Genomic DNA, 23,745 nt, shown 5'->3' with positions numbered 1-23,745 from the left:
ATGGCAATGTATTGTCCGTAGGCCCGATAAGCGCAGCGCCATCGGACGCAGGTGAGACGTTCGAGTCTGTACCGTATTGTTACAGAAGCGGCCAGAGGATCTGGCCGCGAAGAGATTACAATTCGTTAGGCTGAGCGTTGATCGCCGGGCTACGTTTCACCCGACTGGCAAAGAAAATGGCAACCAGGGATATCGCCACGGTGGTAAGCAGATACCACGCCACGGGCACCCAGTCACCGTCATATTTCGCCAGCAACCCGGTAGCGATGAGGGGAGCGGTACCGCCCGCCAGCGCTGCGCCAATCTGGTAACCGAGAGTGATGCCGGTGTAGCGAACGTTAGCGCTGAAAATTTCCGAGCACAGCGTCCCCAGCACGGCGGTGACCGGTGCCCACAGCACGCCGAACATCACGATGGTCGCCAGCATAATGCCCCAGGTGGTGCCGGTATTCAGCAGCAGGAACCATGGCACGATAAACAGGCCAAGCAGGGCGACGCTGATGGCATACATCCGTTTGCGGCCAATTTTGTCCGACAGCAGCCCCATCAGCGGGATCATCACCGTAGCAATCAGTGCACCCACGGTGACGGCTTCCAGCTCCTGGGACTTCTGATAACTCAGTGTGCTGGTGGCATAGCTGACCACAAAGGTCGAGAAAATATAGAACGGCGCGGTTTCCACCACCTTCAAACCTGCGGCAATCAGCACTTCACGCCAGTGATGAGTCAGCGTATCGCGCAGCGGTGCTTTGGCAACCTGACCCGTCGCTTTGACCTTTTTGAAGTCTGGCGTTTCATCGATATCCCGACGGATCCACAGTCCTAACAGCACCAGCACGGAGCTCAGCAGGAAGGGAATACGCCAGCCCCAGGAGAGGAAATCTTCCTCGCTAAACAGGGTCATCAGCGAGACGATAAACGTCGCCATCAGCATGCCAATAGTCACGCCCGCCTGTGGAATACTGCCGAAGAAGCCTTTGCGTTTTTCCGGCGCGTATTCATAGGCCAGCAGGAGTGCGCCACCCCATTCGCCACCAATGCCCATCCCCTGAATGATGCGCATCAGGATAAGCAGAATGGGGGCCCAGATACCGATCATCTCATAGGTGGGCAGTAGACCGATCATCACCGTCGCGCCGCCCATCAGGGAAAGCGTCAGCACCAGCGTTTTCTTACGCCCGATGCGATCGCCGATGTGGGCGAAAATTACCCCGCCAATCGGGCGAATAAAAAAGGTCAACGAGAAGGAGAGGTACGAGAGGATCAGACCGATTACCGGGTCAACCATCGGGAAGAAAATCTTGTTAAACACCAGCGCAGCCGCGGTGCCATACAGAAAGTAATCGAACCACTCAATCGCACTGCCGGTCAGACTGGCGACAAGTACCTTCTTATTTTTCTTCAGAATAACCGTACTGCTTTCATGGGTCGTCATTAACTGTAAACCTCCGCCAGAGAACAAAAAAGGTGTCACCTGGCAGTGCGGCAGGTGCAACCTGTTACGTTAAAAGGTTGTGAAATTGTTAATCAAACTAGGTGTGTTAGTAACATTTAACAAGAGGAGGCACGCCGTAATGGGCTAAAAAGAGAGCATTTTGCCAGGATTAATTTCTGTAATTTCAGAATAAATGACGTTAATTATTCATATTATGATAATTAAACAGGATAATGTGCAGGTGCAACCGCCCGATTTTTAGACGTTTTGTGTTATTTCACTGAGATGACAAAAAAAGCGTCGAAATATCAATCATCAGCCTTTCAGAGAGATCTACTGTTTATTCAGCGTGGGTGCGGTACTCTGCTGAAATAAGAGGAGGAGCTTAATGATGCAACCGTTCCCGAGACTTTCCGCCACCACCCTTGAGGCGATCAACACGGTGGGGCAGTGGCTGGCGCAGGATGATTTCTGCGGCGGGCCTGCTTACCCGGCAGACTGCGTGGTACTGGCGGGCAATGCCGTCATCCCGACAATTGACGCGGCCTGCCAGATAGCCCAACAGCAAGAGGTTCCGCTGCTGATCGCTGGTGGGATTGGTCACTCCACGACCTTCCTGTATGCCGCCGTTGCCCAACATCCCCGTTACAACACGATCCAGACGACCGGACGCGCCGAAGCCGCCATCCTGGCGGATATTGCCCGGCAGTTCTGGCACATTCCCGCAGACAAAATCTGGCTGGAAGATCAGTCAACTAACTGCGGAGAGAACGCCCGTTTTAGCGCGCAAATGATCGCGCAGGCCGCAACACCGATTAACACGGCCATTGTGGTACAGGATCCTACGATGCAACGGCGTACCGTAGCGACCTTTCGCCGGGTAACCCGTGACGATCCGGACGCACCGCGCTGGTTGAGCCATCCGGGATTTACGCCTGTCTTGTGTCAGCAGGAGGACGATATTGTATTTGCTAATGACCCTGGCGGCCTGTGGAGCATCGATCGCTATTTAGCGCTGGTGGTGGGCGAAATCCCGCGCTTGCGCAATGATGACACCGGCTATGGACCTCGGGGGCGTGACTTCATTGTGCATGTGGATTTTCCGCCGGAGGTCGAGGCCGCGTGGCAGATCCTGCAACAGGATGCGGCGTTGAATGAGGCGATGAACCACCGTTCGTTACGCTAACACCTGCCCGTTTGGGAGTGTTTTCTCTCAAACGGGCAAAACAAAAATGCCTGCGTTTTCGTTCTCCCCAGCCTGACCCCTCTCTTTTATGAAGCAGTTCACAGAATTACGACACCAGCCGGGATCGCTAAGGCATGATTGATATTTTTTAACAATAGTTTCACTTGTTAAAAACAATTCAATCACAGGAGTAGCGCATGTCAGTACCCGTACAACATCCTATGTATATCGATGGACAGTTTGTGACCTGGCACGAGGATGCCTGGATTGATGTCATCAACCCGGCGACGGAAGAGGTGATTTCGCGTATTCCTGATGGTCGTGCAGAAGACGCGCGCAAAGCCATTGCAGCGGCGGACCGTGCGCAGGCTGAGTGGGAAGCGCTGCCAGCGATCGTTCGTGCTGGCTGGCTGCGCAAAATTGCCGCCGGGATCCGTGAACGTGCTGGCGAAATCAGTGCCTTAATTGTGGCTGAAGGAGGAAAAATTCAGCAACTGGCCGAGGTGGAAGTCTCTTTTACTGCCGACTATCTCGACTATATGGCGGAGTGGGCTCGTCGCTATGAAGGCGAAATTCTGCAAAGCGATCGCCCTGGCGAGAATATCTTGCTGTTTAAGCGCGCGCTGGGGGTCACCACCGGGATCCTGCCGTGGAATTTTCCGTTCTTCCTGATCGCCCGTAAGCTGGCTCCGGCCCTGTTGACCGGGAACACCATCGTGATTAAACCCAGCGAATTCACGCCCAATAACGCGATTGCGTTTGCCAAAATTGTTGATGAGATTGGTCTGCCGCGTGGTGTGTTTAACCTGGTGCTGGGGCGTGGTGAAACCGTCGGCCAGGAACTGGCCGGTAACCCGAAAGTGGCGATGGTCAGCATGACCGGCAGCGTGGCAGCAGGTGAAAAGATTATGGCGACTGCGGCGAAAAATATCACCAAAGTGTGCCTGGAGTTGGGTGGCAAGGCGCCAGCGATTGTGATGGATGATGCCGATCTTGAACTGGCGGTCAAAGCGATTGTGGATTCCCGGGTCATCAATACCGGACAGGTTTGTAACTGCGCGGAGCGTGTCTACGTACAAAAAGGGATTTATGACCTGTTCGTGAACCGCCTGGGCGAAGCCCTGAAAGCGGTACAGTTCGGGAATCCAGGCGAGCGTAACGATATCGCCATGGGGCCGCTGATCAATGCCGCGGCCCTGCAACGTGTGGAGCAGAAAGTGGCGAGGGCGTTACAGGAGGGGGCGCGGGTGGCGCTCGGCGGCAAAGCCGTTGAGGGCAAAGGTTACTTCTATCCGCCAACATTGCTGTTGGATGTTCGCCAGGAGATGGCCATCATGCACGAAGAGACCTTTGGCCCTGTGCTGCCTGTGGTGGTCTTCAACACGCTGGAGGAGGCTATCGCGATGGCTAATGACAGTGATTACGGCCTGACATCGTCTATTTATACGCAGAATCTCAACGTCGCGATGAAAGCCATTAAAGGGCTGAAGTTTGGTGAGATTTATATTAATCGCGAGAACTTTGAAGCAATGCAGGGCTTCCACGCGGGATGGCGTAAGTCGGGGATTGGCGGCGCAGACGGCAAGCACGGGCTGAACGAGTATCTGCAAACCCAGGTGGTTTATTTGCAGTCCTGATCGGCAAAGCAGGGCGGAGGTTTCACTCCGCCTTTACGCTTAAAGTTTGACGAACTTATCAAGGGTACGGATCAGTTGCGTCACGAATCCGTATTCGTTGTCGTACCAGGCCACGGTTTTTACCAGTTGCAGATCACCCACCTCGGTAATTTCGGTCTGGGTGGCATCAAACACAGAACCAAAGTGCGAACCGATAACGTCTGAGGAGACAATTTCTTCATCGGTATAGCCGAAAGATTCATTGTTGTGCGTGGCTTTCTTCAGCGCGTTGTTAACCTCTTCCGCCGTCACTTTCTTAGCCAGAATCGACACCAGTTCAGTGACAGAACCGGTTTTCACCGGCACGCGCTGAGCATGACCTTTCAGCTTGCCGCTGAGATCCGGAATAACGAGACCAATTGCTTTTGCCGCGCCTGTGGTATGCGGAATGATGTTTTCAGCGGCCGCACGCGATGCGCGCAGATCTTTGCCACGCGGACCGTCCACCAGCGACTGCGTGCCGGTGTAGGCGTGAATGGTGGTCATGGTGCCCACTTTAATACCAAAGTTGTCGTGCAGCGCTTTCGCCATCGGCGCCAGGCAGTTGGTGGTGCAGGAAGCCACCGAAACAATCACATCACTGGCATTCAGCGTGTCATCGTTAACGTTGTAGACAATGGTCTTCATATCGCCAGCCGGCGCGGAGATCAGCACTTTTTTCGCGCCAGCATCAATATGCGCCTGAGACTTTTCAGTTGAGGTATAAAAGCCGGTGCATTCAATAATGACTTCCGCTCCTTTCGCTTTCCACGGGATATTTTTGGCGTCTTTTTCTGCATAAACCGCGATCGTTTTCCCGTCAACAATCAGCGCGTCTTCGGTAAAGTCCACGCTCCAGGGGAACGGACCATAGTTAGAGTCATGCTTTAGCAGATAGGCAAGGATTTTAGGGGAGGTGAGGTCGTTGATCGCGACCACATCAACATCGCTTTTGACTTCGAGTAACCGACGCAACACCAGGCGACCAATACGACCAAAACCGTTAATGCCAATTTTACTCATGATTAACTCCTGTGAGGATGTAGCGGACATTCTTTTTTCCCTACCAGGCATAGTCCAGGATGCCGGGGTGAGCAATCGCACATCTTGCCGTTAACCCTAACTGTCTGAAATGCGGCGTAGAAAAGTTAATGAATTTTTAAGGAAAGATCGCTATGTTGTCGCTTTATTGTTTTTTACTCAGGAAGTGTTATGGGCAATAAGTACTCAAGCCTGCAAATTGGCATCCACTGGCTGGTCTTTTTACTGGTGATTGTCGCTTACTGTGCGATGGAGTTTCGGGGCTTTTTTCCTCGCAGCGATCGTCCCCTCATTAATATGATTCACATTTCTAGCGGGATAGCGATTCTGGTGCTGATGGTGGCGCGTCTGCTGATCAGGCTGAAATATCCGGCTCCTCCTATCGTGCCCAAACCGAAGCCGATGATGACCGGACTGGCGCATCTGGGGCACCTGGTGATTTATCTGCTGTTCATCGCGCTGCCATTGATCGGTATGGTGATGATGTACAACCGAGGTAATCCGTGGATGGCCTTTGGTCTGGTGATGCCGCACGCGGCAGAAGGGAACTTTGACCTGGTGGATACGCTGAAATCCTGGCACATCACGCTGGCCAATCTGGGCTATTTTGTGATTGCGTTGCATGCCGCCGCCGCGCTACTGCACCACTATTTCTGGAAGGACAACACGCTGCTGCGCATGATGCCGCGTAAACGCTAGCGTGATTATACCGGCGCGGGGAACGCTTCCCGCGCCTGTATTCTGCGGGCGACTTTGCAAAGTTTAGCGGTAATAGGCAATGACCTGTATCACGGTACTGATCGGCCCAGGAATTTCGTCACCGGAGGTACGAATAGCGCGCGCCGCCATTTCGATGTTGTTACCAGACTCCCTGCTTTTATTCTTGTCAGCCTGCCAATATCGTCTCATTTATTCATTAATAGAGGTATAATGAATTAATTTTTAACGATGTCATTACAATATTAAACATGAGGATAATCTATATTAAAATTCCACCGCATTAACAATATTTACGAAATTATTTTTAGTTGGATACTTTACTGTGTCACTTTTGCAACCATCTTTTTACCGCGATAGACTTTCTCTGCTATCCTTGTGGCATGTGTACGTAGGTTGGTAAAAATAAAAAATGAAGAGCACATTCAATCCAGTAGAGATGGCGGGGCCCATAAGCACGCGCGTTGAATCGCCCTATTTGACGATATTGTTGGATACACTTGATTCGCACCTGCGCTATCAGCAGTGTCCTGTTGGTAAGCGCATTACCATCAGCGCTGCTCACCAGCCTAATTGTTATATTATTCGTAAGGGGGCGCTCTCACTTTACCGGCAGCCCGATGATATTCTTATCGAACTTATCGAAGCCCCGACACTACGTGGGATCATCCCGGTACATGAGTCCTCCCGATCAATACATATCCTTCGCGTTATTGAACCGGCTGAAATCGCCACGTTGAATAAAGAGGATTTATACGCGCTGCTGACAGAACACAACCTGTGGGAACCCTATGCCAGACATCTGCAACTGATCGCCAGCATGGCCGCAGAGGTACTGTTTAAGCTCGTCTCACCCACCGTATTTGAGCAGGTTCGCTATCAGCTTTTTGAGCTCATGAGCAAACCGCAAACACTGAGAGAGTCGATTACCGCCGAGAATTATATCCGCGGGAAAACCCGGCTTTCTCGTTCCGCAGTGATGAACGTGCTCTCGGCATTAAAAGCCGGAGGCTACATTACAATACTGAATGGGCATCTGAAGGAAATAAAACATATTCCAGCGCAGTTTTAGATATCTGCAAAATTGATATTTCTGACATGAGATAAATCTACATAACCCAAATTAAAACAGGGCTAAAGTATGGTTTTCGCCGGTGATAAACGAAAGGCACATAGGTAAACCCGCCTTTAAAGGCTGAAACAGTGAAATTTAACGCTCACTAAATAGAAAACGCTTTTTTTTCCTCCTGCGATTAAAACTCTGATAGTATACCCCCCTATAGTATTAAGGGGGGCCTATGCCGCATTCACCTGAAGATAAAAAACGTATTCTGACTCGCGTCCGACGCATTCGGGGGCAGGTGGATGCCCTGGAGCGTGCGCTGGAATCTGGCGAACCTTGCCTGGCTATCCTGCAACAAATCGCTGCGGTCCGCGGTGCGTCCAACGGTTTAATGGGCGAAATGGTTGAGATCCACCTGAAAGATGAGCTGGTGAGTGGTGAAACCACTCCTGACCAGCGCGCCGTGCGTATGGCTGAAATCGGCCACCTTCTTCGCGCTTATCTAAAATAAACCTATCACCTCGCAATAAAGGGAAGAGACAGATGAAATCACGTGCAGCAGTCGCGTTTGGCCCCGGTCAGCCGCTCAAAATTGTTGAGATTGACGTCGCAGCGCCGAAAAAAGGCGAAGTTCTGGTTAAAATTACCCACACCGGGGTTTGCCACACTGACGCGTTTACGCTGTCTGGTGACGATCCGGAAGGTGTGTTCCCGGCGGTTCTGGGACATGAAGGCGGCGGTGTAGTGGTCGACGTCGGCGAAGGCGTGACCAGTCTGAAGCCGGGCGACCATGTTATCCCGCTGTATACCGCCGAATGCGGAGAGTGCAAATTCTGTAAATCCGGGAAGACCAACCTCTGTCAGGCCGTGCGCGCCACTCAGGGAAAAGGTCTGATGCCGGATGGCACCACTCGTTTTTCTTACAATGGCGAACCAATCTATCACTACATGGGTACCAGTACCTTCAGCGAATACACCGTATGTGCGGAAATCTCACTGGCGAAAGTCAACCCGCAAGCCCCGCTGGATAAGGTTTGTCTGCTGGGGTGTGGCGTCACTACGGGCATAGGTGCCGTGCATAACACCGCGAAAGTCAAAGAGGGCGATACCGTTGCCGTGTTTGGCCTTGGCGGGATCGGCCTGGCGGTGATTCAGGGCGCTGTACAGGCGAAAGCGGGGCGTATTATTGCTGTCGATACCAACCCGGAAAAATTCAAACTGGCGGCTGAAATGGGCGCAACCGACTTCATTAATCCGAAAGATTATGACACACCGATCCAGGAGGTGATTGTTGAGCTCACCGACGGTGGTGTCGACTTTAGCTTCGAATGTATCGGTAACGTCGACGTGATGCGTGCGGCGCTGGAATGCTGCCATAAAGGATGGGGCGAGAGCATCATCATTGGTGTTGCCGGGGCGGGCCAGGAAATTAAAACTCGCCCGTTCCAGCTGGTGACAGGCCGGGTCTGGCGTGGTTCCGCGTTTGGCGGCGTCAAAGGGCGCACCCAGTTACCGGGCATGGTGGAAGAGGCAATGGCCGGGAAAATCCAGTTGGATCCGTTCATTACCCATCGTTTGCCGCTGGAGCAAATCAACGACGCGTTTGACCTGATGCACGAAGGTAAATCCATCCGTACCGTTATCCATTTTGGCGATAACTGATTCATCCGCCAGCGGAAATCACCGCTGGCGCTTTCCATTTTTTAACATAAATGTTGTCAAACTGTGACGAAAACGGCGCTTTTCCCGGTAAGTAAAATTCGCGGAATGCCGATGACTATCTTACGGGCGCGTATTACGCATTAATCCTACAAGAGAGTCGACGGTCATGGACAACATATCATCGATGCAAGCACCACATAAGCTGGGCTTTCTGCATCACATCAGGCTGGTTCCGCTGTTTTCCTCCATTCTCGGTGGCATCCTTTTACTGTTCGCGCTGAGCTCCGGTCTGGCGGGCTACTTTCTCATGCAGGCTGACCGCGATCAGCGGGATGTGACGGATGAGATCCAGGTCCGCATGGGATTATCGAACAGTTCGAACCACCTGCGTACCGCGCGAATCAACATGATTCATGCCGGCGCGGCGAGCCGAATTGCTGAAATGGATGACATGAAAGCCAACATTGCGGCGGCGGAAAAGCGTATTAAGCAGTCTGAAGAAGGGTTTACTATTTACATGGCGCGCAAGGTGAAAACCCCTGCGGATGAAGCGTTGGATGGCGAACTGGAGAGCAGTTTCAAAGCCTATATAGCGGGAATGCAACCGATGCTCAAGTACGCCAGAAACGGTATGTTTGAAGCGATCATCAACCACGAAAGCGAACACGCAAGACAACTGGATGCCAGTTACAATAAGGTCCTGCTGAAGGCGATTGAACTGCGCATGGCGCGCGCTAACCAGTTAAGCGAACAGGCTCATCAGCGCACCCAACTGGGCATGATATTCATGATTGGCGCTTTTGGTCTGGCACTGGCGCTGACGCTGATGACGTTTATTGTTCTGCGTCGTACCGTCATTCAGCCGTTGCAGCATGCCGCGCAGCGTATTGAGCAAATTGCCGCCGGTGATCTCACCATGCAGGATGAACCTACCGGGCGTAGCGAGATTGGGCGACTGAGCCGCCACCTGCAACAAATGCAGCGTTCGCTGGTGCAAACGGTCGGTTCGGTGCGTCAGGGGGCAGAAGAGATTTATCGCGGTACCAGCGAAATCTCGGCGGGCAATACCGATTTGTCGTCACGCACCGAAGAACAGGCGGCGGCGATCGAACAGACGGCGGCCAGCATGGAAGAGTTGACCGCGACGGTGAAGCAAAACGCCGATAATGCACACCACGCCAGCAAACTGGCGGAAGACGCGTCCGGCAAAGCCAGCCGTGGCGGGCAGATGGTTTCCGGCGTGGTCCAGACGATGGGCAATATTTCGACCAGTTCGAAGAAAATCTCTGAGATCACAGCGGTTATCAACAGCATCGCTTTCCAGACCAATATTCTGGCGCTGAACGCTGCGGTTGAAGCCGCGCGTGCCGGCGAGCAAGGACGTGGATTCGCCGTGGTCGCCAGTGAGGTCCGCACGCTGGCCAGCCGCAGTGCCCAGGCAGCGAAAGAGATTGAGGGGCTTATCAGCGAATCCGTCCGTCTCATCGATCAAGGTTCTGGTGAAGTGGTCGCGGCGGGGAACACGATGACCGACATCGTGGAGGCGGTAAAACGCGTCACCGATATCATGCTGGAAATCGCCGCGGCGTCGGACGAGCAGAGCCGCGGGATCGTGCAGGTCAGCCAGGCCATCTCTGAGATGGACAAAGTGACTCAGCAGAACGCTTCGCTGGTGGAAGAGGCCTCTGCGGCAGCGGCGTCGCTGGAAGAGCAGGCGGCACGACTGACGGAGGCGGTGGGGACGTTTCGCTTACAGGGTAGACCCACGAGCAAGCGCGTACCGACAACAAACACCCCCGTTCAGCCTCTGACACAGCCGGTTACCGATCACGGGGATAACTGGGAAACCTTCTAAGCGCCATTGCCGGGTGAAGGCGCAAAGGCGCCTCATCCGGCCTGTTATAACGGCATCGATTTACGGATAGCGGCAATTAAGCGTTGCGCGCCAGAAGAGAGCGGTGAATCCACACGGGTGAGAATACCGATCGGCTCGCCTGCGCCCTGTGTGGGCACGGGTAGCGAAACCAGCGTCGCCTGGCGCAAATCCTCTTTCACCGCGCCAGAGGGCACAAACCAGACGTAGTTATAATCAACCGTTAACTGGCGCGACAGCGAGGCGGAGAGCGTCTCAATGCAGCCGGTTGGCATCTTACAACCCTGGCTTTGCAACAGCGTCTCGGCATTTTGCCGTGGTACTGTGCCTTTGGGCGAAACAACCACGGGCCACTCCATCACGCGACTCAGCGTCACGTTTTCCTGCAATAGTGGGTGATTCGGACGCACGACCAGCTTTAATGACTCGAGAAACAGCAGCTCATAATTAAGGCCGCTCATCAATTCCGGATCGGACATCCGGCCAATGCCGATGTCGAGCTCGCCGGATTTCAGGCCCGCCAGCAGCATGGTATTGTTCATCGTTGCCACCTGCAGCGTGGTCTCTTTTTGCTGCTGATGAAACTGACCGATGACCGACGGAAGAATACCCAGCGCGGCGGTCGGTAGCGCGCCTATTCTTACCACATCATTGTTAAGACCTTCTTTACGGTTCAGCGCCTGCCCGGCGGTGTTGAGCGCATCTAGCACTTTCACCGCATGGGTTAAGAACTGCTCGCCAGGTAACGTCAGTTGCGCCCCGAGCCGTCCGCGCTCAAAGAGGCGGGTGCCGGTCAGTTGCTCCAGTTCGTTAAGCGTTTTGGAAAGCGCAGGCTGGCTGAGGTTAAGGGTTTCGGCTGCGCGCCCCAGGGTTCCTTGTTGAGCGACAGCGACAAATGTATGAAGATGGCGCAATCGGATGCGCTGACTGAACAGACTATTTTTTTCCATAAGCGATGTTAAGAACAGAGCGATGCCGGTGACAAGTAAAGTTGTTTGTTTTTGATAACTTGATTGCAAAATATTATTAACATTTAACTTATTTAAGTAACAGCACTTTCTCTTCGGAGGCGAAAATGATCCATGTCGTAGGCCACCTGAATCCGGACAGTGACGCCATTTGCACCGCTTTTATGGCTGCCCGCTGGTTGAACATGCGCGGACGTCAGGCCTCGGCCTGGCGCCTGGGTGAACCCAATCGCGAAACCCAATTTCTGTTTGAGCGTGCGGGGCTGGACATGCCGCCGTTACTGACGATGCCGCTGACAGACCTCGACGTCTGGCTGGTGGATTTCACCGAGCCAGCGCAGGGACCGGAAACCCTTATGGCGAGCAATATCGTGGGTATTATCGATCATCACCGTCTGGGTGGACTGGTGACCCGTTTGCCGCCAGAAGTGTGGATAAAGCCGGTGGGCAGCAGCGCCACGCTGCTATGGCAACTGATGAGCCCGGAGGACAGGGCGCAGATAACGTCTGCGCAGGCGTTATTACTATTGGGCGCAATATTGAGTGACACTGTCACGCTTCGCTCGCCAACCACCACGGCGGATGACCGTCAGGCCGTTGAAGCACTGACAACGCGTGCCGGGGTTGAGCTGGCGGCGTTCAGCGCTGACCTGCTGAGTGCTAAAACCAGCGTCGAAGGATTAAGCGCCAGTGAACTGCTGCAAAAAGATATCAAGCGTTTCACCATCAAGGGTCAGCAGGTGAGCGTTGCGCAGATCGAACTGTATGCATTGAGCCAGGTCGCTGACGTGATGGATGCCCTGCGTCAAGAGATGGCCGATTATGCGACCCGCAGCGGGGCGGATTTGGTGGTGCTGATGTTGACGGATATCAACGCTGGCAATTCGCAACTCTGGTTTGCCGGCCCGCGTCAACTGGAACTGGCACAACCGGTGACGGTAGAGGGAATGTTGAGCCGCAAGAAACAGATGCTGCCGTGGCTCGAAAGCCATGTTGCGAAAACAGACCAGGCCTGACAAAACGGGCTGAGAGATTCAGCCCGTTCTCTTCATCAGACGTCGAAAAAGACGGTTTCGTTTTCTCCCTGCAGGTGAATATCGAAGATATAGACGATCTCGCTACCACGCTGTTCGCGGCGGGCAATCAGTGTCTGACGGCGAACTTCCCATTCGATCAGATTGAGCACCGGATCGCGCTGATTGGCTTCTTGCTCATCCGCAAAATAGAGACGGGTGTTCAGGCCAATGTTGATGCCGCGCGCGACGATCCACAGATTAACGTGGGGGGCCATCAGGCGGTCATCGCGTCCCACAACACAGCCCGGCTTAATGGTATCGAAACGCCACACGCCGCTGTCGAAGTCTGAACAGGTTCGTCCCCAGCCGCGAAAGTCCGCGTCGAGCGGCTTATCTTCCTGGCGGTCAGCCGGATGGTTGTAGCGTCCATGGGCGTTGGCCTGCCAGATCTCCAGCAGCACATCGCGCACCGGCGTACCGGAACCATCAATTACCCGTCCCTCGATCACAATACGTTCGCCTTCGGTATGGCTATTGGTCAGCGTGGAGCTGAAGTTTTTCTCAAAGATGTGAAATCCAGCGGCGTCAGGCGCAAGCCCAATGTGCACATACGGTCCCGCCGTCTGCGAGGCGGTTTCCTGCAAATACTCTTTCATTGCGCGCCTCCCTGAGTGCGGTTTTCAAACAACGTAGCGCGCTGTCCGCGAAGTACGAGGTCAAAGCGATATGCCAGGCAGTCGAGCGGTACGGCGGCGTGGGTATCCAGTTCGGCAATCAATGTGCGGATCGCATCATCGTTATTGATAGTTTTCACAATTGGGCACTGTTTGATCAACGGGTCGCCTTCAAAATACATTTGCGTAATCAACCGTTGGGCAAAGGCCTCGCCGGAGAGTGAAAAGTGAATATGCGAGGGACGCCAGTCACTGACCTGATTGCGCCACGGGTAAGGGCCGGGTTTGATGGTACGGAAAAAGTAATAGCCGTTCTCATCGGTTAATACCCGTCCGCAGCCGCCAAAATTAGGATCAATCGGCGCGAGATACTGGTCTTTTTTATGACGATAGCGACCACCGGCATTGGCCTGCCAGACTTCGACCAGCGTATTTCTCATTGGGCGGCCAAAACCGTCGCGCACGTAACCGTGGACGATAATCCGTTCGCCAATCGGCAGGCCGTCTTTGGCGTAATTCATAATCAGGTCGTTATCCAGCGGGCCAAGATCGTTGTCGCTGAATACCGGCCCGGTGATTTCAGACAATGAATTCTGCAAAGAGATCAGCGCGTTGCGTGGCGAGCGCAGAACGCTGGTCTTATAGCCGGGGGCGAAGGCGGGCGGATGGCTGTTATAGTCGCGATGGATCACCTCGCGAGAGGACACTTTTTCACGCATAGCGGACTCCGGTACAGGGAAGAGATTTATTGTTTTATGATGACCTGAGGCAGTGTGTGTAAATGTGTTGTTAATTAAAAGTGAATTTACGTCGATTATTTCATAACCAGTGGCTATACCATGGCGCAAGGACTGATGCAGAGCGAATTCAGGTGAGATCACACTTTGTAAATTCTTCTCCCCAGAGTGAATGGTGTTTCCTACACTCCAGGTAACATTCACTGGAGGCATGACATTATGGCGAACACCATCACGGCAGATGAGATTCGGGAACATTTTTCGCAGGCAATGTCAGCAATGTACCAGCAGGAAGTTCCGCAATACGGCACGTTACTGGAACTTGTGGCTGACGTGAATCTGGCAGTTCTCGAAAATAACCCCACGCTGCATGAAAAACTGGCCAATGCAGATGAACTGGCGCGCCTCAACGTGGAGCGTCATGGCGCAATTCGTGTCGGAACGGCAGACGAACTGTCCACGCTGCGACGCATGTTTGCGATCATGGGGATGTTTCCGGTCAGCTATTACGATCTCTCTCAGGCCGGGGTGCCGGTACATTCAACGGCATTTCGTCCCATTGACGATGCATCGCTGTCGCGAAATCCGTTTCGCGTCTTTACCTCCTTACTGCGACTTGAACTGATTGAAAACGCGTCGCTCCGCCAGCGTGCGGCGGAGATCCTCGCGCAGCGCGATATCTTTACGCCACGCTGTCGCGAACTGCTCGACGTCTGGGAGAGTCAGAAGGGGTTTAACGCGACGCAGGCTCGCGAGTTCGTGAAAGAAGCGCTGGAAACGTTTCGCTGGCATCGCCACGCCACCGTGGATGAAAAAACCTATCATGCGCTGCATAACGAACATCGCCTGATCGCCGATGTGGTCTGTTTCCCGGGCTGTCACATTAATCATCTGACACCCAGAACGCTGGATATCGACCGGGTGCAGTCGATGATGCCGGAATGCGGCATTGAACCGAAAGTCCTTATCGAAGGCCCGCCGCGCCGTGAGGTGCCGATTCTGCTGCGCCAGACCAGCTTCAAAGCGCTGGAAGAACCTGTGCTGTTTGCGGGCGAAATGCAGGGGACACACACGGCCCGCTTCGGCGAGATTGAACAACGCGGCGTGGCGCTGACGATAAAAGGGCGTCAGCTATACGATGAATTACTGCGCCATGCCGGTACCGGGAAAGACAACCTGACGCATCAACTGCATTTGCAGGAGGTGTTTAACGCGTTTCCGGACAGCGAATTCCTGCTGCGCCAACAGGGACTGGCCTGGTTCCGCTATCGTCTGACGCCGTCAGGCGAAGCGCACCGCAATGCGATTCATCCTGGCGACGATCCGCAACCGCACATTGAACGTGGCTGGGTGCAGGCGCAGCCCATCACTTATGAAGATTTCCTGCCTGTCAGCGCGGCGGGGATTTTTCAGTCGAATCTCGGTAACGAAACGCAGGCGCGCAGTCATGGCAATGCCAGCCGCGAGGCCTTTGAACAGGCGCTGGGGTGTCCGGTGTTTGACGAGTTTGTGTTGTATCAGGAAGCGGAAGAACGCAGTAAACGGCGTTGCGGCCTGCTTTAATCCAGGTATCCTGTAGGGATCTGCGATTAACGGGTAAATATGGACATGATCAAACCTGGTATTCCACTGATTCAAACCGTACAGGGACAGCTAATGGGTGTCGTCCAGGACGACATCCACCTTTGGCGCGGTATTCCTTACGCCGCGCCACCAACGGGGAAATGGCGTTGGCGTGCGCCGCAGCCGGTTACTCCCTGGTCCGGGATTCGTGACGCCAATACCTTCTCCAGCGCCAGCTGGCAGGACATTGAGTACTGCAAAGAGTTGGGCGGCGGCGATCCCGGCGCATTTTCTGAAGACTGTCTCTATCTCAACGTCTGGTCTCCGGCGGAACGTCATCAGCCGCTTCCGGTGATGGTCTGGCTGCACGGCGGCGGCTACACCATTGGCGCGGGTAGTCTGCCGCCTTATGACGGCGTTGCGCTGGCAAAGCGCAACGTGGTTGTCGTGACCGTCAACTATCGTCTCGGTCACCTCGGCTTTTTTGCTCATCCGGCACTGGAAGGCGAAGAGGGCGAGGCTCTCAATAACTTTGCTTTGCTCGACCAGATAGCGGCGCTGCGCTGGGTACAGGAAAACATCGCTGCGTTCGGCGGCGATCCGCAAAACGTGACGCTGTTTGGTGAGTCGGCCGGGGCGCGCAGCGTACTCTCGCTGCTGGCTTCGCCGCGCGGAAAAGGGTTGTTTCATAAAGCGATTGTGCAGAGCGGCTACACGTTGCCGGACACGCCTCGTGAAATCGCGCTGGAAAACGGCGTTGCGCTGGCTGAACACTTTGGTTTGCAGAATGCAACGGCGGAACAGCTACGCGCGATTCCGGCCGAGGCCTTCTGGCCGTTGGGCGCACCGTACAAAATTGCGCCAACACCTGTCTCTGGCGATGCGGTACTGCCGGAGCCGATGCTGGACGTCTTTTTCGCCGCCAGACAGCACCCGATGCCGGTGATGATTGGTTCTAACAGCGATGAAGCCAGCGTGATGGCGGTTTTCGGCATCGATCTTGCCGGACAAATTCAGAAACTGCGTCGTGAACGCAGGCTGGGACTCGGCCTGATTAAGCTACTGTATCCGGGCGTGAAGGGCGATGAAGAACTGGGACGGCAGGTGTGTCGGGATATGGCGTTTACGGCATTAGGCTACGTGGTGATGCAGGCGCAACAGCGGGTCGGCGAGCCGTGCTGGCGGTACTGGTTTGATTACGTTGCGGAATCGGAGCATCACACCTATGCCAACGGCGCCTGGCATGGCAACGAAGTGCCTTACGTGTTTAATACTCTAACGCTCGCTGAACCTTCACGAAATTATGTGAACGAAAACGATCTCGCCTTTGCTGTCCACGTTGCGGATTACTGGGTCAATTTTGCCCGTCATGCCAGTCGGAGTTGCGATGTGCTGCACGGACCGGTCCGTTGGCCGGCCTGTATTCAGGGCCGCGATCGGTTGTTACGTATTGGGCTGAATAAGTTTGCTGGTTTTAAGGTGGAGAACCGGTTTATGCGGGCGCGACTTGCGCTCTTTAAACGGGTGATGACCCAGCACGTCAGTCTCGACTAGCTTTGCAAAAGTTGAAAGTTTGCGCGGGGAACTTTACGTGGGAATCAGGCTGTTCCCATCGACACAAAATATTTTCCATTTTGTTCAGATAATCTGCGGCCAACAATTGGATTATTAATCAATTTTGTCTAGAGTGAGCGGTCAGAATTATGCATCTTCTTGCCGCTGTCGAGCGCCAGCGCGGGACCCTTCACATGACCAGAAGGATTTACTTTCAGGTATGAATCGCAGACGATTTATTAAAGGTTCAATGGCAATGGCCGCCGTGTGCGGTACCAGTGGTATTGCATCACTTTTCACCCGTGCCGCGTATGCGGCGGAATCCGACATTGCGGACGGACAAACCGTCCGCTTTGATTTTTCCGTGCTGCAGTCCATGGCGCACGATCTTGCGCAGAAACCGTGGGGCGGTGCGCCGCGCGCATTGCCCAATACGCTGGCGAATCTGACGCCGCAGGCCTACAACAGCATTCAGTATGATGCCGCGCAATCGCTGTGGAACAACGTCGAAGGCCGTCAGTTGGACGCGCAGTTCTTTCACGTTGGGATGGGCTTCCGTCGTCGCGTGCGCATGTTCTCCGTCGATTCCAGCACCCATCTGGCGCGGGAGATTCACTTCCGCCCGGAACTGTTTAAATACAATGATGCCGGCGTTGATACCAGACAACTGGAAGGGCAAACCGATCTCGGTTTTGCCGGTTTCCGTGTCTTTAAAGCGCCTGAGCTGGCGCGTCGCGACGTGGTTTCTTTCCTCGGTGCAAGTTATTTCCGCGCCGTCGATGATACCTATCAGTACGGGCTTTCCGCGCGTGGTCTGGCGATAGACACCTACACCGACACCAAAGAAGAGTTCCCGGACTTCACCGCCTTCTGGTTCGATACGGTGAAACCCGGCGCCACCACCTTTACCGTGTACGCGCTGCTGGACAGTCCGAGCATCACCGGTGCCTATAAGTTTGTGATTCACTGTGAGAAGAGCCAGGTGATCATGGACGTTGAAAACCGTTTGTATGCTCGCAAAGACATCAAACAGTTGGGCATCGCGCCGATGACCAGCATGTTCAGCTGCGGCAATAACGAACGCCGCATGTGCGATACCATTCATCCGCAAATCCATGACTCCGATCGTCTGGCGATGTGGCGGGGCAACGGCGAGTGGATTTGCCGCCCACTGAATAACCCGCAAAAGCTGCAATTCAACGCCTATACCGATAACAACCCGAAAGGGTTCGGCCTGCTGCAACTGGATCGTGATTTCTCCCACTATCAGGACATCATGGGCTGGTACAACAAGCGCCCAAGCCTGTGGGTGGAACCTCGTAACAAGTGGGGCAAAGGCACCATCGGGCTGATGGAGATCCCGACAACCGGCGAAACGCTGGATAACGTGGTCTGCTTCTGGCAGCCGGAAAAGGCCATCGAAGCGGGTGATGAGCTGGAATATAAATACCGTCTGTACTGGAGCGCACAGCCGCCGGTCCGTTCGCCACTGGCGCGCGTGATGGCCACCCGCACCGGTATGGGAGGATTCCCGGAGGGCTGGGCGCCGGGCGAGCACTACCCAGAGAAATGGGCGCGACGTTTTGCAGTCGATTTCGTCGGTGGCGATCTGAAAGCGGCCGCACCGAAAGGCATTGAGCCGGTGATTACGCTGTCCAGCGGCGAAGCGAAGCAGATTGAAATTCTCTACGTTGAGCCGTTTGACGGTTACCGCATCCAGTTTGACTGGTATCCCACGTCGGACTCGACCGAACCGGTGGACATGCGTATGTTCCTGCGCTGCCAGGGAGACGCGATCAGTGAAACCTGGCTGTACCAGTATTTCCCGCCGGCGCCGGATAAACGGACCTACGTCGACGATCGCGTGATGCGTTAATCTGCGCCAACGCCCTTCGAAATGCGAAGGGCGTCAACAGCCAGGCATGCGAAATATCTGTTCAGGAATTAAACACGATCCTGTTCGCATTTTTCCCTAAGTCAAATGGGTAAGCTGATGGAGTGTATTTCTTATACACATGGTTTATCACTAACAGGGAGAGCGTATGTTTCCAGAATACAGAGATCTGATTTCCCGACTGAAATCCGAGAATCCTCGCTTTTTGTCACTTTTTGAAAAGCATAACAACCTTGATCATGAAATTGCCAGGCTGGAAGGTTCCGATGGTCGGGGATACAATCTCGAAGTCGTTCGGCTGAAAAAACAGAAACTTCAACTGAAGGACGATATGCTCAAAATACTGCAGAAAGAAAGTGTTGACGCGGGATAATCCGCATTTATGAGCCGCCAGCCCTGGCGGCTTGAGAGAGATGACAAACCTTATCCTGATACCGGATAAGAAGAGATCACCTCATTAAAAATCAGGAAAATCAATTTATTGATTTTCGGCTGATAATTACAGAGAAGGAAAAACCACGCTTTTTCCTTCTCTGTCAGCAATCTAAGCCGCCAGCCCTGGCGGCTTTTTTGTGCCTGAAACTCAGCGATGTGGTAAAACCAGGTGGCATCCCGCGTGGGTATAACGCTGAACAATATCATCCGCTAACGCGCTGTCGCTGATAATCGTTTTAATGCAAGAGAGCGTGGCGACGGCATGGGGTTCCACCGCATCAAACTTTGAATGATCGGCCATCAGTATCACTTCTCGTGAACGCTGAATAATCCGCGTCTTCACGCCGACTTCAAACAGGGTGGCGTTAGTGATCCCCGTGGCCAGCGACAGCGCATCGCAGGAGATAAAGGCCCGTTCCACTGAAAACGCATTGAGCATCTCCAGCGCCAGGCTTTCACCTACCGAAAAGTAACCCGGACGAATAAGCCCGCCGATAATGTAACTTTCGACGTGCGGAAAACAGCCCAGTTCATTGGCGATTTTGATGTCGTTGCAGATGACCTTCACACGTGCATCGGCCAGACATTTCGCCAGTTCGAGACAGGTAGAGCCGGAATCGAGAAAGAAACAGTCACCGTCTTTGATCATCGTGCGGGCAAGGGCAGCAATCTCTTTTTTTGCCTCGGATTGCAGTGTCCGCTTAACCTCAAAGACATACTCTTTGTCGTCCATACTGTCGTCGAAATCCAGACAGCCATGACCGCGAGTCATACCGGGATACTGGCTGGCGATATACTGGAAATCGCGACGGACGGTCGCCTCCGCATAACCAAACAGTTCCATGGCCTGTTGGGTGGAGAGATGACGATGTTGCCACAGATAGTGCAGCATCTGTTTGATACGGTCAGGGCGCTGTTGGCTCATCGAAGCAATCTCCTCTTACAGTCCTGCAAACCGGGATAACGTGGTGTGATAATTCTCTGATGAGAACAGTGCACGCCCCACGACAAGATGTTGTGCGCCCGCCGTCGCCAGGTGTTGTGCCGCAGAAAGCGTAATGCCGCCATCGGCCCAGCACGCGGCTTGTGGAAAATACTCACGCACCTGGCGGACTTTGGCGCACAGGGTGGGAATAAACTGTTGTCCGACCCCGTCTGGTTCGCTGGTCATCACCATTAGCGCATCCAGTTGCGGGGCCAGATAGCGATACCCGTCAATTGGTGTGGCGGGATTCACCGCCAGCCCGGCTTTTGCGCCGATTTCGCGAATTTCTGCCAGCGTCTCAGAAGGGTATGCCAGCGCTTCGGCATGAACAAAAATCCATGCCGGTTTGATCTCCGCCAGGATGGGAAACCAACTCTGCGGGCGGGCAATCATGAAATGAAACGAAAGGGGATGCGTCGTCTGTTGGGCGACAGCCTGTACGGTTTTGAGGCCAAAGGTGATGTTGTTAATAAAGCTGCTGTCTTCGATATCCAGATGCAGTGAGCCGATATCGGCATCGGCCAGCGCGCTCAACGTCGCCCCGTAGTGCAGTGGATCTGCCGATGCGAGAGAAGGGTGCAGAATCATATCGCCTCCGTTAACCGGTAATCTGCGCGAACAGCGCGGCGTCAGTTTGCGCGTGTCGGACTGCCGTGAGCCGTTCAGGCGAATCGATAAACTGGCTGATGCGCTGGATGGTGAGGATATGCGCATTGGCATCCGTCGCGCTGACGCACAGCAGCAGCCAGACCGGATCACACTCTTCATGCCCAAAAGCAACGGGTGTTTTTAACGTCGTGATGCTGACCTGATTATGGTTAGCGCCTTGTTCGGGCCGCGCATGCGGCAAGGCGATGCCGGGGGCAATGACATAGTACGGCCCCCAGTTCAGGGTGTTGTCGATAATACCGTCCACATAGTCTGGTTGCGCCGCGCCAAAGGTAATCAGTGGGCGAGCAGCGATTTCGACGGCCTGACGCCAGTCCCTGGCCTCTCGCTGTGCCTGTACCCACTTAACATCGTTAATCATCAGTCGTTGACTCCTTGCCGGTTAGGGTTACTCTGATAGCGATCCCCGTCGAGACTTTTGACGAAGGCGGCAGGGATCGCTGTTCTACCGGGGATAAGCGCGCTGCTTATCCCCTTTTTATTGCCGTATGTGATGCACTTTTTCCATAAAGCGACTGACCCGCGCCTGATCGACAAAGTTGGCGAATACGCCGTCCTTTTTAAAGGTGGTGGCGGTTACGCAACCGTCGGCGATGCTCAGTTGTTCCTCGACGTTTTCCAGACACACCCCGGTATTCGCCAGCACCACGGTATCCGGTACCGTTTCTTTGACCCGCTTCAGCAGGGCGCTGTCGGTGCGTGCGCCCGCCGTCAGACCAGAGACGCAAAGGGCGTCAGGATGGTTGTTAAAGACCGTGGATTTGGCAATGGAACAAATATCGCGATTACCCAGATACACCGCCGCTTCAGGCACAATGTTGAACAGCGTTTTGACTTCACCTGCGCCGATGCGGTGCTGATGACGAATGGTCTCGCCGACGTTCGTGTCCCAGACCCCAAAGTCGCTGGCGTAGGCACCGGTAAAAATCTCGCGAATGAATTTTGCGCCCGTCGCCATTGCCAGATCGAATGATGCGACCGGATCCCACAACACATTGACGCCAAACGGAATGCGGATTTCGCTCATCAACTGCCCAATCACCCTCGCCATTGCTGCCGTGGTTTCCGGGCGAACCTTCGTGAGATAGGGAAGACTAAACTCGTTGGAAAACATGACGGCATCCACGCCGCCATTCTGTAGCGCCAGCAGATCGTCCCGGGCGCGGTCGATAACCCAGTTCATCCCTTTCTGTGCATCAAAGCTCGGGTCGCCGGGCAATGCACGCAAATGGCACATGGCAATGACGGCTTTTTCCGTTCCAATAACCTCTTTCAGCCAACTCATGAAGGTACTCCTTATTCCGATAGTTCACGTTTACGTAAGAACAGCACGACGCTGGCGACGATACCCACCGCCACGACGACGCCAATAATGCCAAGCGACATCAGCTCCGAGATTGACCAGCCAAACATGTTGCCCACGGACAGCGCGGAGATTTGTGCGTTTTCACCGGCAAAACTAAAGCCGCCCTTAAGCGCCATGTCGGTGAAATACGGGGCAAACTGCGTGGCAATCAACAGGACGGTGACCATGACAATCACGCCGCTGATCAAGGTACGAATCAGGTCGCCGCGATGGATCACCGTCGCCATACAGATAAAGAACGGTGCGACGGGCAGATCGGCAAGCGGCAGCACTTTGTTGCCGGGTAAGATGCTGGCCAGAATCAGCATGATGGGGATCAGCAGCAGACCAACGGCAATCGTGGTGGGATGGCCCAGCGTGACGGCGGTATCCAGACCGATATACACCTCGCGCCCCTTGAAATATTTCTGGAAAAATTTCCGTGCGCCGTCGGAGATGGGGAGCAACCCTTCAACAATCAGGCGGATCATGCGCGGGAACAGCACCATAATCGCCGCGACGGTAATCATCAGGCTGGCGCATCCTTTAAAACCTTCACCTGCAGCGAGGCCAAAGATCAGGCCGAGCACGACGCCAATAATGACCGGATCGCCCACCATCCCGTAGCGTTTCTGGATCTCCTGGGCATCGATGTTGCGTCCCTTCATGAACGGGATTTTTTCGTAGATAGCATCCAGCAGAACGAACAGCGGCACGGAACTCGAACCATAACCTTGCGGGATCGAGATCCCCTCCAGACCGACAATGCTTTGCACGCGTTTTGCCGTCCAGTCGGCCATTTTTAGCGACAGCGCCGCGTGGCAAATGGCCCCCAGCACGCCATAAATCAGGTTACCGGTCATTAACTGGACCACGGTGCCGGTAATGGCGTAGTGCCAGTAGTTATAGATATCGACGTTCATGGTTTTGGTCAGACGAGTGACCAGCATCGCGACGTTGAGCAGAAAAATGATCGGGATAATCATTGCGCCAATGGCGGTGGCGTACCCGACGCCGGAAGCCGGCCCTGCGCCGACGTCAAACACATGCAGGGTCAGGCCGAAGCGTTCAATCATCACTTTGATGGGCGGGCTGAGGCTGTCGATCGCCATCACGATCACCAGTCCCATCCCGACAAAACCAATCCCTACCGTCACCCCGGCCTTGATCGCCTGCAGCCAGGGAATACGGAAGATCAACCCAATCACAATCATGATGATGGGGACAAAAACAGTACCGCCGAGAGACAGGATGTAGTCAAACATAGTGCCTC

The 23,745-nt window shown here is 54.2% G+C and carries 23 protein-coding genes; 12 read left to right on the top strand and 11 right to left on the bottom strand.

The window, feature by feature from the left end:
* Nucleotides 1–115: 115 nt before the first annotated feature.
* Nucleotides 116–1,435: an MFS transporter gene (locus tag C2U53_RS22645; RefSeq protein WP_104446482.1), complete on the bottom strand. Its 1,320-nt coding sequence runs from the start codon at nt 1,433–1,435 to the stop codon at nt 116–118.
* Between the two features lie 391 nt (nt 1,436–1,826).
* Here C2U53_RS22645 and C2U53_RS22640 point away from each other — a divergent pair, with 391 nt between their 5' ends.
* Nucleotides 1,827–2,621, top strand: coding sequence for a YdcF family protein (locus C2U53_RS22640; protein ID WP_044257960.1), 795 nt, complete (start codon nt 1,827–1,829; stop codon nt 2,619–2,621).
* Nucleotides 2,622–2,818: 197 nt separating this feature from the next.
* Entirely contained in the window at nt 2,819–4,258 is a 1,440-nt protein-coding gene (gene aldA, locus C2U53_RS22635; RefSeq protein WP_104446481.1) for an aldehyde dehydrogenase, read from the top strand.
* A 39-nt stretch (nt 4,259–4,297) separates the two neighbouring features.
* Here aldA and gap read toward each other — a convergent pair whose 3' ends face one another.
* Nucleotides 4,298–5,299 (bottom strand): type I glyceraldehyde-3-phosphate dehydrogenase, encoded by a 1,002-nt coding sequence (gap, locus tag C2U53_RS22630; protein WP_054176214.1) that lies wholly within the window; start codon nt 5,297–5,299, stop codon nt 4,298–4,300.
* Between the two features lie 189 nt (nt 5,300–5,488).
* On the opposite strand from gap, the gene cybB reads away from it, so the two are divergent.
* A complete protein-coding gene (cybB, locus tag C2U53_RS22625) occupies nt 5,489–6,016 on the top strand; it encodes a cytochrome b561 (RefSeq protein WP_104446480.1) in 528 nt (175 codons plus the stop codon).
* 63 nt (nt 6,017–6,079) lie between these two features.
* Here cybB and C2U53_RS30000 read toward each other — a convergent pair whose 3' ends face one another.
* On the bottom strand, nt 6,080–6,226 hold the full coding sequence (locus C2U53_RS30000) for a hypothetical protein (RefSeq protein ID WP_155273634.1): 147 nt from the start codon (nt 6,224–6,226) through the stop codon (nt 6,080–6,082).
* Between the two features lie 298 nt (nt 6,227–6,524).
* Between C2U53_RS30000 and C2U53_RS22620 the strand changes: the two genes are divergently transcribed.
* The 4 genes from C2U53_RS22620 to C2U53_RS22600 all read left to right on the top strand — a co-directional run bounded on the left by C2U53_RS22620 (nt 6,525) and on the right by C2U53_RS22600 (nt 10,614).
* The gene (locus C2U53_RS22620; protein WP_161804577.1) at nt 6,525–7,106 is read left to right on the top strand and encodes a helix-turn-helix domain-containing protein; all 582 of its coding nucleotides are present in this window, start codon (nt 6,525–6,527) and stop codon (nt 7,104–7,106) included.
* A 226-nt stretch (nt 7,107–7,332) separates the two neighbouring features.
* Nucleotides 7,333–7,608: a metal/formaldehyde-sensitive transcriptional repressor gene (locus C2U53_RS22615; protein ID WP_003833178.1), complete on the top strand. Its 276-nt coding sequence runs from the start codon at nt 7,333–7,335 to the stop codon at nt 7,606–7,608.
* Between the two features lie 32 nt (nt 7,609–7,640).
* Nucleotides 7,641–8,759 (top strand): S-(hydroxymethyl)glutathione dehydrogenase/class III alcohol dehydrogenase, encoded by a 1,119-nt coding sequence (locus tag C2U53_RS22610; RefSeq protein ID WP_104446479.1) that lies wholly within the window; start codon nt 7,641–7,643, stop codon nt 8,757–8,759.
* 166 nt (nt 8,760–8,925) lie between these two features.
* Nucleotides 8,926–10,614, top strand: coding sequence for a methyl-accepting chemotaxis protein (locus C2U53_RS22600; RefSeq protein ID WP_104446478.1), 1,689 nt, complete (start codon nt 8,926–8,928; stop codon nt 10,612–10,614).
* Nucleotides 10,615–10,658: 44 nt separating this feature from the next.
* Here the strand turns inward: C2U53_RS22600 and C2U53_RS22595 are convergent, their stop codons facing one another.
* Nucleotides 10,659–11,582, bottom strand: coding sequence for a LysR substrate-binding domain-containing protein (locus C2U53_RS22595; RefSeq protein WP_043000621.1), 924 nt, complete (start codon nt 11,580–11,582; stop codon nt 10,659–10,661).
* A gap of 125 nt (nt 11,583–11,707) precedes the next feature.
* Here C2U53_RS22595 and C2U53_RS22590 point away from each other — a divergent pair, with 125 nt between their 5' ends.
* A complete protein-coding gene (locus tag C2U53_RS22590; protein ID WP_104446477.1) occupies nt 11,708–12,616 on the top strand; it encodes a manganese-dependent inorganic pyrophosphatase in 909 nt (302 codons plus the stop codon).
* 35 nt (nt 12,617–12,651) lie between these two features.
* On the opposite strand, the gene pcaG is transcribed toward C2U53_RS22590, so the two are convergent.
* Both pcaG and pcaH read right to left on the bottom strand, forming a co-directional pair.
* A complete protein-coding gene (gene pcaG, locus C2U53_RS22585) occupies nt 12,652–13,272 on the bottom strand; it encodes a protocatechuate 3,4-dioxygenase subunit alpha (protein WP_104446476.1) in 621 nt (206 codons plus the stop codon).
* Nucleotides 13,269–14,009 (bottom strand): protocatechuate 3,4-dioxygenase subunit beta, encoded by a 741-nt coding sequence (gene pcaH / locus C2U53_RS22580; protein WP_043000624.1) that lies wholly within the window; start codon nt 14,007–14,009, stop codon nt 13,269–13,271. The genes pcaG and pcaH overlap by 4 nt, the downstream gene beginning before the upstream one ends.
* Nucleotides 14,010–14,246: 237 nt before the next feature.
* Between pcaH and C2U53_RS22575 the strand changes: the two genes are divergently transcribed.
* The 4 genes from C2U53_RS22575 (at nt 14,247) to C2U53_RS22560 (ending at nt 19,411) form a co-directional block, all read left to right on the top strand.
* Nucleotides 14,247–15,590 carry a VOC family protein gene (locus tag C2U53_RS22575; protein WP_044257856.1) on the top strand — a complete coding sequence of 448 codons (1,344 nt, stop codon included), beginning with the start codon at nt 14,247–14,249 and terminating at the stop codon, nt 15,588–15,590.
* Nucleotides 15,591–15,635: 45 nt separating this feature from the next.
* Complete coding sequence (locus tag C2U53_RS22570; RefSeq protein WP_104446909.1) at nt 15,636–17,144, top strand: carboxylesterase/lipase family protein; 1,509 nt, start codon at nt 15,636–15,638, stop codon at nt 17,142–17,144.
* A gap of 220 nt (nt 17,145–17,364) precedes the next feature.
* Nucleotides 17,365–19,020 carry a glucan biosynthesis protein D gene (locus C2U53_RS22565; RefSeq protein WP_044327040.1) on the top strand — a complete coding sequence of 552 codons (1,656 nt, stop codon included), beginning with the start codon at nt 17,365–17,367 and terminating at the stop codon, nt 19,018–19,020.
* Nucleotides 19,021–19,186: 166 nt separating this feature from the next.
* A complete protein-coding gene (locus C2U53_RS22560) occupies nt 19,187–19,411 on the top strand; it encodes a YdcH family protein (RefSeq protein ID WP_042318909.1) in 225 nt (74 codons plus the stop codon).
* 210 nt (nt 19,412–19,621) lie between these two features.
* On the opposite strand, the gene C2U53_RS22555 is transcribed toward C2U53_RS22560, so the two are convergent.
* The 5 genes from C2U53_RS22555 to sgcC all read right to left on the bottom strand — a co-directional run bounded on the left by C2U53_RS22555 (nt 19,622) and on the right by sgcC (nt 23,737).
* Nucleotides 19,622–20,398 (bottom strand): DeoR/GlpR family DNA-binding transcription regulator, encoded by a 777-nt coding sequence (locus C2U53_RS22555; protein ID WP_043000627.1) that lies wholly within the window; start codon nt 20,396–20,398, stop codon nt 19,622–19,624.
* A 15-nt stretch (nt 20,399–20,413) separates the two neighbouring features.
* Nucleotides 20,414–21,046, bottom strand: a complete 633-nt coding sequence (locus tag C2U53_RS22550; RefSeq protein WP_044327039.1) for a ribulose-phosphate 3 epimerase family protein — start codon at nt 21,044–21,046, stop codon at nt 20,414–20,416.
* Between the two features lie 10 nt (nt 21,047–21,056).
* Complete coding sequence (gene sgcA / locus C2U53_RS22545) at nt 21,057–21,488, bottom strand: SgcA family PTS sugar transporter subunit IIA (protein WP_104446475.1); 432 nt, start codon at nt 21,486–21,488, stop codon at nt 21,057–21,059.
* Between the two features lie 117 nt (nt 21,489–21,605).
* Nucleotides 21,606–22,412 (bottom strand): BtpA family protein SgcQ, encoded by an 807-nt coding sequence (sgcQ, locus tag C2U53_RS22540; RefSeq protein ID WP_044267104.1) that lies wholly within the window; start codon nt 22,410–22,412, stop codon nt 21,606–21,608.
* 11 nt (nt 22,413–22,423) lie between these two features.
* Nucleotides 22,424–23,737 (bottom strand): PTS sugar transporter subunit IIC SgcC, encoded by a 1,314-nt coding sequence (sgcC, locus tag C2U53_RS22535; RefSeq protein WP_104446474.1) that lies wholly within the window; start codon nt 23,735–23,737, stop codon nt 22,424–22,426.
* Between the last annotated feature and the right edge of the window lie 8 nt (nt 23,738–23,745).

The organism is Citrobacter sp. CFNIH10 (assembly GCF_002934585.1).
Taxonomy (GTDB): Bacteria; Pseudomonadota; Gammaproteobacteria; order Enterobacterales; family Enterobacteriaceae; genus Citrobacter_A; species Citrobacter_A amalonaticus.
The sequence above is the reverse complement of the archived record's forward strand: the minus strand, read 5'-3'. Positions and strand labels throughout refer to the sequence as shown.